This is a genomic window from Streptomyces sp. NPDC007084 (assembly GCF_040703595.1).
Classification (GTDB): Bacteria; Actinomycetota; Actinomycetes; order Streptomycetales; family Streptomycetaceae; genus Streptomyces.
Map to the genome: position 1 here is coordinate 34422 of NZ_JBEYFY010000049.1, position 14233 is coordinate 48654.

The window sequence follows — 14233 nt, forward strand, 5'->3', positions numbered from 1 at the left end:
GTTGTCCACAGGCTGAGGATGGACGGTGGCCGATGAGGGGCAAGACGGTCAGACTTTGGGCAAGGGGGATGTGAGCCGGGCGTCGCCCGACAGGTGCGGCCAGCGCGACAACAGCGGGAGGCAGCGGTGAGGACAGCGACACTGGGGCCGGCGGAGCGAGCCGAGTCACTGGCGGGAATGGCCGAGCGGGAGCTGGACGTGCTGGTCGTGGGCGCGGGCGTGGTCGGCGCGGGCACCGCGCTGGACGCCGTGACACGCGGCCTGTCCACCGGCTTGGTCGAGGCGCGGGACTGGGCCTCGGGGACGTCGAGCAGGTCCAGCAAGCTGATCCACGGCGGCCTGCGCTATCTGGAGATGCTGGACTTCGCCCTGGTCCGGGAGGCGCTGAAGGAGCGCGGCCTGCTGCTCGAACGGCTGGCGCCGCACCTCGTGAAGCCCGTCCCGTTCCTGTACCCCTTGCAGCACAAGGGCTGGGAGCGGCTCTACGCGGGCTCGGGCGTCGCGCTCTACGACGCGATGTCGATGGCCCGCGGCCACGGACGCGGCCTGCCCACCCACCGCCACCTCACCCGGAGCCACGCCCTGCGCGTCGCCCCGGCCCTGAAGAAGGACGCCCTGGTCGGCGCCCTGCAGTACTACGACGCCCAGATGGACGACGCCCGCTATGTGGCCACCCTGGTGCGCACGGCCGCGGCGTACGGCGCGAAGGTCGCCAACCGGGCGCGGGTCACCGGCTTCCTCCGGGAGGGCGAGCGGGTGGTCGGCGCCCGGGTGCGGGACGTCGAGGGCGGCGGCGAGTACGAGATCCGCGCCAAGCAGGTGGTCAACGCCACGGGCGTGTGGACCGACGACACGCAGGCGATGGTCGGCGAGCGCGGCCAGTTCCACGTCCGCGCGTCCAAGGGCATCCACCTGGTGGTGCCGAAGGACCGGATCAACTCCTCGTCGGGCCTGATCCTGCGCACCGAGAAGTCCGTGCTCTTCGTCATCCCGTGGGGCCGCCACTGGATCATCGGCACCACCGACACCGACTGGGACCTCGACAAGGCGCACCCGGCGGCGTCCAGCGCCGACATCGACTACCTGCTGGAGCATGTGAACTCGGTGCTCTCCGTCCCCCTCACCCGTGACGACGTCGAAGGGGTCTACGCGGGGCTGCGGCCCCTGCTGGCCGGGGAGTCGGACGCCACCAGCAAGCTGTCCCGCGAGCACACCGTGGCCCACCCGGTGCCGGGGCTCGTGGTGGTGGCGGGCGGCAAGTACACGACCTACCGCGTGATGGCCAAGGACGCCGTGGACGAGGCGGTGCACGGCCTCGACCAGCGGGTCGCCGAATGCGTCACCGAGGAGACCCCGCTGGTGGGCGCCGAGGGCTACCACGCGCTGTGGAACGCGCGAGCGCGCATCTCCGCCCGCACCGGCCTGCACGTGGTGCGCGTCGAGCATCTGCTGAACCGTTACGGATCGCTCGCCGAGGAGCTGTTCGACCTCATCGCGGAGGACCCCTCGCTCGGCGAACCGATGCCGGCCGCCGAGGACTACCTCCGGGCCGAGATCGTCTACGCCGCCTCGCACGAGGGCGCCCGCCACCTCGACGACGTACTGACCCGGCGCACCCGGATCTCCATCGAGACGTTCGACCGGGGCACCCGCAGCGCCCGGGAGGCCGCCGAGCTGATGGCGCCGGTCCTCGGCTGGGACAAGGACACCATCGAGCGCGAGGTGGAGCACTACGAGAAGCGCGTCGAGGCCGAGCGGGAGTCCCAGCGCCAGCCGGACGACCTGACGGCGGACGCGGCACGGCTCGGAGCGCCGGAGATCGTGTCGTTCTGACCGGCGAGGACGGAACAGCGGGCGAGGGGACGGCGGAACGACGGGACGGCGGACGCGGGTGAGGGGCGGCTCCGTCAAGGGCCGTCCCTCACCCGTGTGTTGCCGGTGCCGCGTCCCCTCGAGTGGCGAAAACCGGTGGTGACAGGCCGGTTTGAGCCATGCCGCGAACGGGCGGGGCGGCCGGGGCGGGAAGGCCGCCGTGGGTGGCGTGCGGCTGCTGTGCGGGCGCCGGTGAGGGCGGGGCGTCTCACTGGCTGAGCTGTTGCGGTTCCAGGGGGCCCCTGGGCGTCGGGCACTTGTCGGGTGAGGGACAATGGAGGCTCTGTCAGGGCGGGTTGCATGAGGGGACGCATGTCGGAGGCGGAGCGGGCGGGGGCATCCCGTCAGGACAAGAGCGAACGTCTCCTCGCCGGGCGGTACCGGCTGGGGGATGTTCTCGGCCGCGGCGGCATGGGCACGGTGTGGCGCGCGCAGGACGAGACCCTGGGCCGCACGGTCGCCGTGAAGGAGCTGCGGTTCCCGTCGAGCATCGACGAGGAGGAGAAGCGCCGGCTCATCACGCGCACGCTGCGCGAGGCCAAGGCGATCGCCCGGATCCGGAACACCGGCGCGGTCACCGTCTTCGACGTGGTCGACGAGGACAACCGGCCGTGGATCGTGATGGAGCTGATCGAGGGCAAGTCCCTCGCCGAGGCCATCCGTGAGGACGGGGTGCTCACCCCCAAGCGCGCCGCCGAGGTGGGCCTCGCCATCCTCGACGTGCTGCGCGCCGCGCACCGCCAGGGCATCCTGCACCGGGACGTGAAGCCGTCGAACGTGCTGATGTCCGACGACGGCCGGGTGGTGCTCACCGACTTCGGCATCGCGCAGGTCGAGGGCGACCCCTCCATCACCTCGACGGGCATGCTCGTCGGCGCCCCCTCCTACATCTCGCCCGAGCGGGCGCGCGGCCACAAGCCCGGCCCCGCGGCCGACCTGTGGTCGCTGGGCGGCCTGCTGTACGCGGCGGTGGAGGGCGTGCCGCCGTACGACAAGGGTTCGGCGATCGCGACGCTCACCGCCGTGATGACGGAGCCGGTGGAGCAGCCGAAGAACGCGGGCCCGCTGGAGAGCGTGATCTACGGCCTGCTCGCCAAGGACCCCGAGCAGCGGCTCGACGACGCGGGCGCCCGCGCCCTGCTGAACGAGGTGCTGCGCGGGTTCGAGCCGAAGCCCGCCGCCGAGCCGGAGCCGCTGGACGCGACGAAGGTCGTGACCCTGCCGCCGGTCCCGGAGGAGGACGCCGGGCGGCGCGGTCCGGGAAGCGGCAGCAGCAGTACGGGCTCCGGTCCCCGGAAGGGCGAGGAGGCGTCCGAGCGGCTGCGCGGGGCGCTGCGGTCGGTGCGCAAGGCCGCGACCGCCGCCGGGGCGGCCACCGCAGCGGCCACGGCGCGTGCGAAGCCCGCGAGCGGGTCCTCGGAGACCTCCGGCGCGGGCGCGGGCGCGGCAGGCACGGCCGCCGCGCCGGGCAAGGGCACGGGCACGACTGCGGGCAAGGGCACGGCTGCGGGCCCGGGTACGGGTGCGAGCAAGGGTGCGGGGACGGGTGCGGGTGCGGCCGGGGGTGCCGCCGCGGCCGGGAAGGCCGGGGCCGGTGACACCTCCGTGGCGGCGGCGTCTCCGTCCACCGGACTGTCCAAGTCCGGCGGGTCCGGAGCGTCCGGCGGGGCCGGAGCGTCCGGCGGGGCCGCCAAGTCCGCCGGAGCCGCGGGGGCCGCCGGGGTGGCGGCAGCCGCCGGGTCGGCCGCCTCCGGCCGCCCGGCAGAGGGAACCGGTCGTGACGGTTCGTCGGTGAACTCCAGTTCGGCCGAGGGCTCCGGTGCGGCGGCTGCCGCCGCCACGCGGAGCACCCCCGGGTCCGGCTGGCCGGTGGCCCCCGAGCGCCCGCCGCGCCCGGTGCCGAAGGCGTCGCTGACGGACGTCGTGCCGCGCCGCACGCTGGTGATACTCGCCCTGGTCGTGGCGCTGGTGGTGCTCGGCACCGTACTGGCCCTCACCCTCGGTGGCGGGGACGACGGCGGCACCAAGGACAACAAGGGCGGCGGCAAGCCGGCCGCGTCCGCAGGGGCGAGCGCCGGCGGCGACAAGAGCGGCAGCGGCAAGGGCGACGACAAGAACACGGACGACAAGAACACGGACGACAAGGGCGGCAAGGGCGCCGAGCACACCGACAGCGGCGACACCTCGGATTCGGGCTCCGGCTCGAAGGAGTCCCCGGGGTCCACGTCGGACCCGGACGCGAGCGCGCCGGCGGGTGCGGGCGGTGACGGCGGCGGCTCGGGTTCCACCGCGGAGTCGACGTACAAGAGCGCCCAGGGGTTCTCGATCGGGCTGCCGAAGGGCTGGAAGTACCAGTCGGCGGACGCGGCCGGGGCGCGGTTCACCGGGCCCGACGGACAGCGGCTCCTCGTCGGCTGGACGACGACCCCCAAATCCGACCCGGTGGCGGACTGGAAGAACCAGGAGCGCTACATGACGCGCTCGCAGTACTCGCGCGTGCGCATAGAGAAGGTGGACTACCGCGGCTGGAACACCGCCGACTGGGAGTTCACCTACTCGGACAACGGCACCAAGTACCGCTCCATCGACCGGGGTTTCGTTGTGAACGCGCATCAGGGGTACGCGTTGATGTATTCGGCGAAGGACGCCGACTGGGACGGCGACTTGCGCAAGGACACGTGGAAGACGCTGACCCAGACGTTCCAGCCGAAGTCGTGACGTACCGCTCGACGGGGTGACGTTCCGCCACGGACGGGCGGCCGAGATCTCGCATCAGCGCTCTGCGGGTTGCCTCGGGCACGTATCGTGAGTGGTTGCGGACCGTACGAAGCCGTAACGGGCCGCGAGGCGAACGGAATTGACCGACCGGTCGGCTGGGGGAGGCATCGTGGACGACTACGCGGGACGAGTACTCGCGGACCGTTACCGGTTGCCGCTGCCGCCCTCCGACGAGTACGAACTCGCCGAGAGCCGGGCCTTCGACACCTACAGCGGGCAGGAAGTCCTGGTGCGCCAGGTGCCGTTGCCGGAGGTCGTCGAGGCGGAGATGCTCGACGCGGACGGTCTGCCCGAGGGGTTCATCGCGCGGGACGGCGGAGCGCGGCGGGCGTCCGCGCGCACCACGCGCCGGCCCACCGAACCGGCCGTGCGGCGCGCGATCGAGGCCGCGCAGGCCGCCGCGCAGATCCCCGACCACCCCCGGCTCGACCAGGTCTTCGACGTGTTCGCCGAGGGCGGCTCGCTGTGGATCGTGAGCGAGATGGTGCCCGCGCGACCGCTGGCCGCGCTGCTCGCCGAGAAGCCGCTCACCCCGTATCGCGCCGCCGAGGTCGCCTCCGACGTCCTGACCGCGCTGCGCGTCCTGCACGCGCACGGCTGGGTGCACCGGAACGTCACGGCCCGGACCGTTCTCGTCTGCGACGACGGCCGCGTGCTGCTGACCGGGCTCGCGGCGGGCGCCGCCGAGGAGGCGCTGTGCGGGTACGACCCGGTGCCGGTCCGGGAGGAAGTTCCCGGCCTCGACCCCGGCGCCGACCCCGGTGCCGGGAGCGTCGCACGGCGTGGCTTCGGCGGGGCCGCTGGTCAGCAGGGACAGCAAGGACACCAGGGACAGCAGGGCCAACAGGGGCAAGGGCAGGGGCGGTTCGGGTACGCGGGTGACGGCCCGGCGGGTCTGGGGCCGGGCGGCGCGCCACGCGGTGCCGGCGGTACGGGCGGTTCTGGCGGTCCCGGTGGTTCCGGCGGCCCCGGTGGGCGTGGTCCCGGGGGCGGGATCGGCTTCGGCGGGGGTGCCGGGCACGGTGTCGCCGTGGCGGCCACCTCCGGTGCCGACGCGGAGGAGGCCCGGCGCGCCGCGATCGAGGCCCGCGCCGAGCAGGGCGCACCCGTACCCGGCAAGCCGACGCCGGGGGCCCCGGTCCGGGGGCCGCGCGCTCTCGAAGCGGGCGGTCCGGCACATCCGGGCGCCCGGCGTACCGGCCCCGGCGCACCGGCCGGCGAACCGGAGGCGGGTGGCCGGGCGGACGGCCCCGGGGGTGACATCCGGGCGGCCCGCGCCGGAGCCATCGCCGCCTATCGCGCGGGCGCCCGCGCGGCGGCCCGCGTCCAGGAGGAACAGCGCGGCGACCCGCTCGCCCTCCCCGCCCCGCGCCCGGCGGCCGACACCGAACCGACCGGCGGCCCCGACCCGTACGGGCAACAGGGCCGGCAGGACAGGCAGGCCCAGTACGGACACCCCGGCCGGGACGGCGGGTACGGCGCGGAAAGCTCCTCCCAGCAAGGCCGGGGCGAACAGGGCGGCGAGGGCGGCGAGGGCCGGCACCAGGGGTACGCCCCGTCGGCCGATCCCCGGTATGCGAACCCCCCGTGGACGAACCCCCAGCAGACGAACGCCCAGCAGGCCAACCCCCAGCAGACGAACCCCCAGCACAACCAGGGCCACGGCTCCGCCGCCGACCCGCAGCGGACCCAGCCGTACGGGATGCCCCAACTGCCCTCCCAGGCAGGGCAACAGCGGCCTCCCGCCGCACCCCCCGGTCAGATAGCCGACCCGTACGGCGTCGGCGGCGCCGGCTGGCACGGTGCTCAGCCGCGCCCCACGCGAGCGGTCGGCGGAAGCGGCACGGGCGAGAACGGCCAGGGCCGCCCCCCTCTCCCCGCAGGCCAGGGCGTTGGCCTGGGCGTCGGACGGGGTGCCCAACTCCCGTCGCAGCAGCGCGGTTTCGAGGACCCCGGGCACAACAGCGCGGCCGACGCATTCGAGGCCGGTCCCGTCCCGGAGCACACCCGTGCCTCCGGCCCGCCCAACCCCCGTACCGGACAAGGCGGCTGGGGCGCGCTTGTCGCCGGTGGGCCGCCGCGGCGGGGGCCCGCTACCGCGCTCGCCGCCGAGCGGGCCCGGCAGGCGCGGATGGCCGTGGTCGGGCCGGTCACCGAGCGCTGGGCACCGGAGCAGGCCGGCCCCGTTCACGAGAACTGGCAGCTCGCCGCCCCCATCGGGCCCGCGACCGACCTGTGGGCGCTGGGCGCCCTGCTCTTCCGTGCCGTGCAGGGCCACGCGCCCTACCCGGAGGAGAACACGGCCGAGCTGGTCCAACTGGTCTGCTCCGAACCCCCCGCGTTCGCCGAGGAGTGCGGCCCGCTGCGGCCCGTCGTCGAGTCGCTGCTGCGCCAGGACCCCACCGAGCGGCTCGACTTCGAGGAACTGCGCGGCTGGTTGCGGTCGTTGGTGCGGTCCGCGCCGGAACCCGAGGCCGGGGCGCATGTCGTGGCCGTGCCGCCCGTCGACCCGAGCCGGCTGCCGATCGTACGGCGGCGGGGCGAGCTGGTCCGCAGGCGTCGCGCCGGGCTCCCCGCGACCAGCCCGCACGCCCGCCACAAGCGCGCGCGGAGGGAGACCTCCGGCAAACCCCGCAGCCTGGGCCGGAACCTGGTCCTCCTGGTACTGCTCCTGCTGGTCGCGGCGGTCGCGTACGCGATGGTCTTCATGCCCAAGTCCGGTGAGGACGGCGCGAACGGCGCGGACGGCCGGCGTACCGGCAACGCCGGCCAGGTCAGTCCCGCCCCCGACACCGGCGGCGGCCCCGCGGTGAGCAGTGAGCCCCGGCCGGACCAGACCTCGCCGTCGACCGGCAAGAGCCCCTCGGGGAAGGCGAGTTCGGCACCGTCGGGCGGGGCGGGCGATCCCGATGTCGCGCAGGGCTTCACACTCCGCAAGGACCCCGCCGGGTTCCGGGTGGCGGTGGCGAGCGGCTGGGACCGTACACCGAAAAACGGGCGCGGCCAGGTCGTCTACTCGCACGGGGACTTCGAGCTGATCGTCGTCCCGGGCCGGGACACCACGGGCAGCTACGGCGCCGACCCGATGACGTATCAGCGGGAGAGCGAGAAGGAGTTGCAGCCCTTCCGGGACTCGACGTGGGCCACGTCGAGCGGGATGCGGCGGATCGACGTGGGCGGCCGGGCGATGGCGGAGGGCCAGTTCACCTGGCAGGACTCGGCGGGCCGCTCGCTCTACGTGCGCAACCTCGCGATGATCGTCGCCGGCCGCTACCACGTGGTGCAGGTGCGGGGCCCGGAAGCCGAACGCGACGAGGTCTCGCGGCTGTACGAGCAGGCGGCCGACACCTATCAAGTCACCGGCTGAGCACCGCTCCTGATTTCCTGTCAAGTCACTGGCTGAGCGCCGCTCCTGATCCCCAGGCACCCGGGCCCGCGCACGGTCGCCTGTGCCCGGCCTCCCGCGCAGGGCCGCCCGCGCCCGGCCTCCCCCGCCCGGCCGCCCGTATCCGGTCCGCCGTGAACGGTTGAACACCGGACGGTTCTCCCGCGTACCCGCAAGGGAGAACCGTCACAGTGCTGTCTCCGTACGACCCCGCATGTTCCCTGCGCGGGGACGGATCTTTAGTCTGACCCTGTCAAGACCATTGCGGGGAAACGTGAATCAGATGCAGGGCCTGCTCCTTGCGGGCCGCTACCGGCTTGTGGACTCCATCGGCAGCGGTGGCATGGGCCGGGTGTGGCGTGCGCACGATGAGGTGCTGCACCGTGCCGTGGCGGTCAAAGAGCTGACCGCCGCGCTGTACGCCGCCGAGGGCGACCGTGCCCGGCTCCTCGCCCGGACGCACGCCGAGGCGCGCGCGGCGGCCCGGATCAACCACTCGGCCGTCGTCACCATCCACGACGTGCTGGATCACGACAACCGGCCCTGGATCGTCATGGAGCTGGTCGAGGGCAACTCGCTGGCCGACGAGGTCAAGGAGCGGGGCCGGATCGACCCGGCCGAGGCGGCGCGGATCGGGCTGTGGGTGCTGCGCGCGCTGCGCGCCGCGCACGCGGCGGGCGTCCTGCACCGTGACGTGAAGCCGGGCAACGTCCTGCTGTCGCCCGACCGGCGGGTGCTGCTCACCGACTTCGGGATCGCCCAGGTCGAGGGCGACACGACCATCACCCGCACCGGTGAGATCGTCGGCTCCGTCGACTACCTCGCGCCCGAGCGGGTGCGCGGCCACGACCCCGGCCCGTCCTCCGACCTGTGGGCGCTCGGCGCCACGCTGTACACGGCGGTCGAGGGCCGCTCCCCGTTCCGCCGCACCTCCCCGCTGACCACGATGCAGGCGGTCGTCGACGAGGACCCCGAGCCGCCGCGCAACGCCGGCCCGCTGGAGCCGGTCATCGCCGCGCTGCTCAGCAAGGACCCCGAGGCCAGGCCCGGTCCCGCCGAAGCCGAGGAGATGCTCGCGGAGGCCGCGGAGGGCCGCCGCCCGCGGACCGCGCGGGCCCACGTCCCCACGGCCCGCCACACGGACACCCGCGTCGACCCGAACGCGGCCCGCCCGAACAACGCCCGCCCGAACAACCCCCATCCGAACAACGCCCGCCCCGACACCGCCCATCCGAACGGGCCCGGAGGCGGGCCGCACGGGGGCGGGAGCGGAACGTACGGCGGCGGACCGTACGGGAGCGGACCGTACGGGAGCGGCACCCATGGCGGCCCGTCCTACGGAGGCCAGGCCTACGGGCCGCCCGCCGGGGGAGGGGCCGGCCCGGCCGGCACCGCGTACCAGATGCGGACCGGACCCGCGCCCGCGTCCGGCCCGGCGGCGGGGCAGCGGCGGCGCGGTCGTACCGTCGCGCTCGTCCTGGCCCTGGCCGTGCTGGTCGGCGGCGGTGGCGCCGTGGCCATGCGCTACGCGAACGACTGGCGGCACGACGACACCACCGCCGCCTCGACGGGCGGGCGCACGGGCGGCGACGACGACAAGCCGACGGGCGAGTCCACCCACACCACGCCGACGGCGCCGGCCGACGCCCTGCCCAAGGGCTGGGTACGGGTGACGGACCCGCTGGGCTTCCGCCTCGCCCTGCCCGGCAAGGACTGGAAGCGCAAGGTCACCGGCTCCCAGATCGACTACAGCCCCGACGGCGGGCAGCACTTCGTCCGGATCGCCATCGACGAGTCGCCGGACTTCGACGACCCCTACCGTCATCAGCTCGACCTGCAACAGCAGTTGAAGAAGCTGAAGAACTACACGAGCGACGGTCCCGCCGCCAACACCTTCCGGGACTGCCGCGGTTCCCTCTGGGACTTCACCTGGACCGCCGAGCAGAGCAGCGACTTCCCCGGCCTGCGCCGCGCCATCGAGGAGACCTACATCTCCCGCAAGGGCGTCGAGTACGCGATCTACATGTCCTCGCCGCTGGAGGACTGGATCGTGACCCGGCAGCAGTTCGGCGCGGTGCTGCGCAGCTGGGCCGAGGCCGGATAACACCCACGGCGACGACACGGCTCCGGAGGGTCCGCGTCCGTTGGTGCATCATGGGGCGCATGGGGACCGAGGGGGAGAACGTCCGTCTGATCGCGGGGCGTTACCGGCTGGAGGCGAGAATCGGCCGGGGCGGCATGGGCGTCGTCTGGCGTGCCACCGACCAACTGCTCGGCCGCCAGGTCGCCGTGAAGGAACTGGCCCTCGACGACTCGCTCTCCGCCGAGGAGTTCCGTCTCCAGCGGGACCGCACCCTGCGCGAGGCGCGGGCCGTGGCCCAGCTCCACCACCCGCACATCATCGTCGTGCACGACGTCGTGGTGGACGACGAACGCCCGTACATCGTCATGGAGTTGATCGACGGCGGCTCGCTCGCCGAGCGGATCTCGGCGCGCGGTCCGGTCGACGCCCGGGAGGCCGCGCGGATCGGCGTCGACCTGCTCGGGGCGCTGCGCCGGGCGCACGAGGCCGGGGTCCTGCACCGCGACCTCAAGCCCGCCAACGTCCTGATCGAGGCGGGCACCGACCGGGTCGTCCTCACCGACTTCGGGATCGCCCAGGTCGCCGGGGCGACGACGCTCACCGAGACCGGCGCGTTCGTCGGCTCGCCCGAGTACACCGCGCCCGAGCGGATGTCCGGCGCCAGGACGGGGCCCGAGTCCGACCTGTGGTCGCTGGGCGCGCTGCTGTGCACGCTGCTGAGCGGCGCGTCCCCGTTCCGCCGCGACTCGCTGGGCGGCATCCTGCACGCGGTCGTCGTGGACGAGATCCGTCCCCCGGCGCAGGCCGCGCCCCTGCTGCCGGTCGTACGGGGTCTGCTGGAGCGCGATCCGGAGCGGCGGCTCGGCGCGGCCGAGGCGGAGCGGATGCTGCGCGCCTTCCGGGAGAGCGGGCGCACCCCGCGCCGGTCCGCCCCGTACACGCCGACCCGGCGGGACAACCCGCTGCACCGGCCCGCGCCCACGCCCCCCGCTCCCTCCGGCGCGGCCGACGGGGGCCCGCCCAAGCAGTCCGCCCGGGGTCTGCTGCTCGCCGCCGCGCTGGTCGCCGCTCTCGCCGGGGCCGGTGTCTCGGCGGCCACCCTCCTCGTGCACGACGGCGGCGACGGAAAGGGCCCGCCGCCCACGTCGAGCGCGCCCGGCCCCACCTCGCCCACGCCCGGCACCACCTCGCCCACCTCCGGCCCTCCGGCGTCCGCCACGCACCCGGCGTCCCCCGCCGGCGCCGCGCCCACCGCCATCGGCACCCGTCCGGCGCCGCCCTCCGGATACCGGCTGGCGTCCGATCCGTACGGCTTCGCGCTCGCCGTGCCCGAGGACTTCACCCGGGACCCGCAGGGGGAGCGGGTCTTCTACATGTCACCGGGTCAGGTCTTCCGGCTCGGCGTCAAGGTGAGCGAACCCGCGCCGGGCGGCCCGCTCGGCGTGCTGCGCCGGGCCGCCGGGAAAGGCCCCTCGGCCAACCCCGGTTACCGGGACGGCAGGGTCACCCGCACCACGCACGGCGGTCGCCCCGCCGCCCTGTGGGAGTTCACCTGGGACGGTTTCACCACGGCCGAGGGCGCCCGGCACACCTACGACCTGTGCTGGGAGGAGGGCGGCCGGATGTACGACGTGTGGGTGTCGGCGCCGGTCGGGCGGGTGACGGAGGCGAAGGAGTACTTCGACGTGGCCGTGGACACCTTCGCCCGTACCTGAACCAAGCGGGAGATAAGGGATGGCGCGCGTCACGGGTCTGTGACCGGCGGGCGACAGGGCTGGATACCGGCGGGCCCGCCGCGATAGAGATGGACCCATGAGCGACAACGGGGGAGTCCCGCACGGGGGCGACGAGCCGACGAGTTTCGGTCTGCAACCACCACGGCCCACCGTGCCCGGCCGTGCGCACGAGGCCCAGGCCGCCGTTCCGTACCCGGGCAATCCGTACGCCACGCCCACCCGGATCGTCCCGGAGCAGCCGCAGGGCGCGCCCGCGTCCGGGCCGTCCGGAGCCTCCGGAGCGTCTGAGGCCTCCGGAGCCTCCGGGGCCTCCGCAGGGTCTGGGGCCTCCGGAGCGTCCGAGGCGTCCGGGTCCGCCGGGGGTCCGGCGCCGGGGCCCGCGCCGTCCGCGCCCGACCCGGGAGCCGGGCGGCTCATCGCCGGCCGCTACCGGCTGCTCGCCAAGCTCGGCCACGGGGGCATGGGCACGGTGTGGCGGGCCAAGGACGAGACCGTGGACCGTGAGGTCGCCGTCAAGGAACCGCGCGTTCCGGACCATCTTCCCGAGCGTGAACGCGCCAACGTGTACGAGCGGATGCGGCGCGAGGCGCGCGCGGCGGCCCGGCTCGACCACCCCGCCGTGGTGAACGTCCACGACGTCGCGGTGGTGGACGGACAGCCCTGGATCGTCATGGAGCTGGTCCGGGGCCGCTCACTCGGCGACGCCCTCCAGGAGGGCACCCTGGGTGTCCGCGAGGCCGCCCGGGTCGGCCTGGAGGTGCTCGGCGCGCTGGAGGCGGCGCACGCGGCGGGCATCCTGCACCGCGACGTCAAGCCCGACAACGTCCTGCTCGGCAGCCATGGCCGGGTCGTGCTCACCGACTTCGGGATCGCCCAGATCGAGGGCGAGACCAGCCTCACCGACACCGGCGGCTTCGTCGGCTCGCCCGAGTACATCGCCCCGGAGCGGGTGCTCGGACAGCGGCCCGGCCCCGCCTCCGACCTCTGGTCGCTCGGCGTGGTGCTCTACACCGCGACCGAGGGCGTCTCACCGTTCCGCCGCAGCAACACGCCCGCCACTCTTCAGTCCGTCCTCAACTCCACGCCGGCCCCGCCCAACCCGGGCGCGGGACCGCTCGCCGAGGTGATCAACGGACTGCTCGCCAAGGACCCCGCGCACCGGCCCGGCGCCGACCGGGTCCGCCGGCTGCTGGAGGAGGCCGCGCGGCCCCCGGCCCCCGCGCCCACGCAGGTCGTCACGGTCGCGAGCCCGTCCGGACCGGTGGGGCCGGCAGGCCCGGGAATCCGGCTCGGCCGCAGGACGCTGATCGGCCTGGGCGCGGCGGTCGTCGCCCTCGCGGTGGCGGCGTACCTGGTGATCGCCGACCCGTTCGCCGGTCCGCTGCCCGACGGCTGGACGAAACGGCATGTGGCGGACGTCGCCGCGACGCTGGCGGTGCCCGCCGACTACCAGGTGGCCACCCCGGACCGCTCCTCCGACAAAAAGCACTGGGTCACGTACACGGACTGGAGCGGAAGCATCTGGATCGGGCTGAGCCTGGCGAAGAAGTCCGAGGACACCGGCAAGCAGATCAAGGACTCCGCGGCGGCCGAGATGTACGCCGACAACGGCGACTTCAAGGAGAGCGGCGAGTACTCCCTGAGCATGCCCAAGGGGCCGCACACCAGGACCGAGGGGGACACGACCTACCGGGGCCGCAAGTCCGCCGAGAACACGCTCACGTACACGACGACCGACAGCCAGCACCCCCGTCCACGGGAACTGCGGCTCTTCTACTACAAGTCGACGGCCGGCGACATGTACAAGCTGACGGTCAGCTACCCGGGCAAGGGCGACTTCACGGAACGCGGCCGCGAGGTCGCCCGGCAGGCCATCGCCAACCTGGACGTGGACAGGCTGTGAGCCGGAAAAACGCCGCCCAGGTGACCGGAGCACCGACAACGCCCTGATCAGCGGGTTTGCTGCCAGTGATCGCTGGCGGGGTGTGAGTGGTCCGTGAAAGGACATTACCGACGGGTACCCAAAGGGGGCGGGCGGGCATACGCTGCCGCTCATGACGGACTCGCAGGCCGCGGAGCAGGCCACGGAACAGACCGGCACCGACGAGACGACCGGCACCGACGAGACGACCGGCACCGACGAGGCGACCGGCACCGACGAGACGGCCGCCGCCGCCCCGGCGGCGGGAGCCGACGAGACGGCCGGCACCGAGACGACCGGCATCGGCCAGAGCGCCGGCACCGAGACGGCCGCCGCCGACGAGACGGCCGGCATCGGCCAGACGGCCCGAACCGAGACGGCCGGAGCCGACGAGAGGGCCGCCGTCGCCCCTGCGGCCGGAGCGTCCGCGCCCGGCGCGCCGGCCGCGGCCTCTGCGG

At 74.4% G+C, this 14233-nt stretch carries 6 protein-coding genes and 1 pseudogene; all 7 read left to right on the plus strand.

The features are described from left to right. Positions 1 to 126 precede the first annotated feature (126 nt). The gene (locus AB0912_RS28270) at positions 127 to 1833 is read left to right on the plus strand and encodes a glycerol-3-phosphate dehydrogenase/oxidase (protein WP_366704650.1); all 1707 of its coding nucleotides are present in this window, start codon (positions 127 to 129) and stop codon (positions 1831 to 1833) included. 351 nt (positions 1834 to 2184) lie between these two features. Beyond that, positions 2185 to 4590, plus strand: a complete 2406-nt coding sequence (locus AB0912_RS28275) for a serine/threonine-protein kinase (protein ID WP_366704652.1) — start codon at positions 2185 to 2187, stop codon at positions 4588 to 4590. 169 nt (positions 4591 to 4759) lie between these two features. Continuing rightward, positions 4760 to 8017 (plus strand): protein kinase, encoded by a 3258-nt coding sequence (locus AB0912_RS28280; RefSeq protein ID WP_366704654.1) that lies wholly within the window; start codon positions 4760 to 4762, stop codon positions 8015 to 8017. A gap of 301 nt (positions 8018 to 8318) precedes the next feature. After that, a complete protein-coding gene (locus AB0912_RS28285) occupies positions 8319 to 10139 on the plus strand; it encodes a serine/threonine-protein kinase (protein ID WP_366704668.1) in 1821 nt (606 codons plus the stop codon). A 59-nt stretch (positions 10140 to 10198) separates the two neighbouring features. Continuing rightward, entirely contained in the window at positions 10199 to 11833 is a 1635-nt protein-coding gene (locus AB0912_RS28290; protein ID WP_366704656.1) for a protein kinase, read from the plus strand. Positions 11834 to 11930: 97 nt separating this feature from the next. Next, positions 11931 to 13757, plus strand: a complete 1827-nt coding sequence (locus AB0912_RS28295; RefSeq protein WP_366704658.1) for a serine/threonine-protein kinase — start codon at positions 11931 to 11933, stop codon at positions 13755 to 13757. Between the two features lie 151 nt (positions 13758 to 13908). Further along, a pseudogene (locus AB0912_RS28300) lies at positions 13909 to 14233 on the plus strand (hypothetical protein); the annotation flags it as partial.

Bases quoted from the DNA above. Each gene is read 5' to 3' on its own strand.
- AB0912_RS28275 (WP_366704652.1), top strand. From the start codon at position 2,185: ATGTCGGAGGCGGAGCGGGCGGGGGCATCCCGTCAGGACAAGAGCGAA.
- AB0912_RS28285 (WP_366704668.1), top strand. From the start codon at position 8,319: ATGCAGGGCCTGCTCCTTGCGGGCCGCTACCGGCTTGTGGACTCCATC.
- AB0912_RS28290 (WP_366704656.1), top strand. From the start codon at position 10,199: ATGGGGACCGAGGGGGAGAACGTCCGTCTGATCGCGGGGCGTTACCGG.
- AB0912_RS28295 (WP_366704658.1), top strand. From the start codon at position 11,931: ATGAGCGACAACGGGGGAGTCCCGCACGGGGGCGACGAGCCGACGAGT.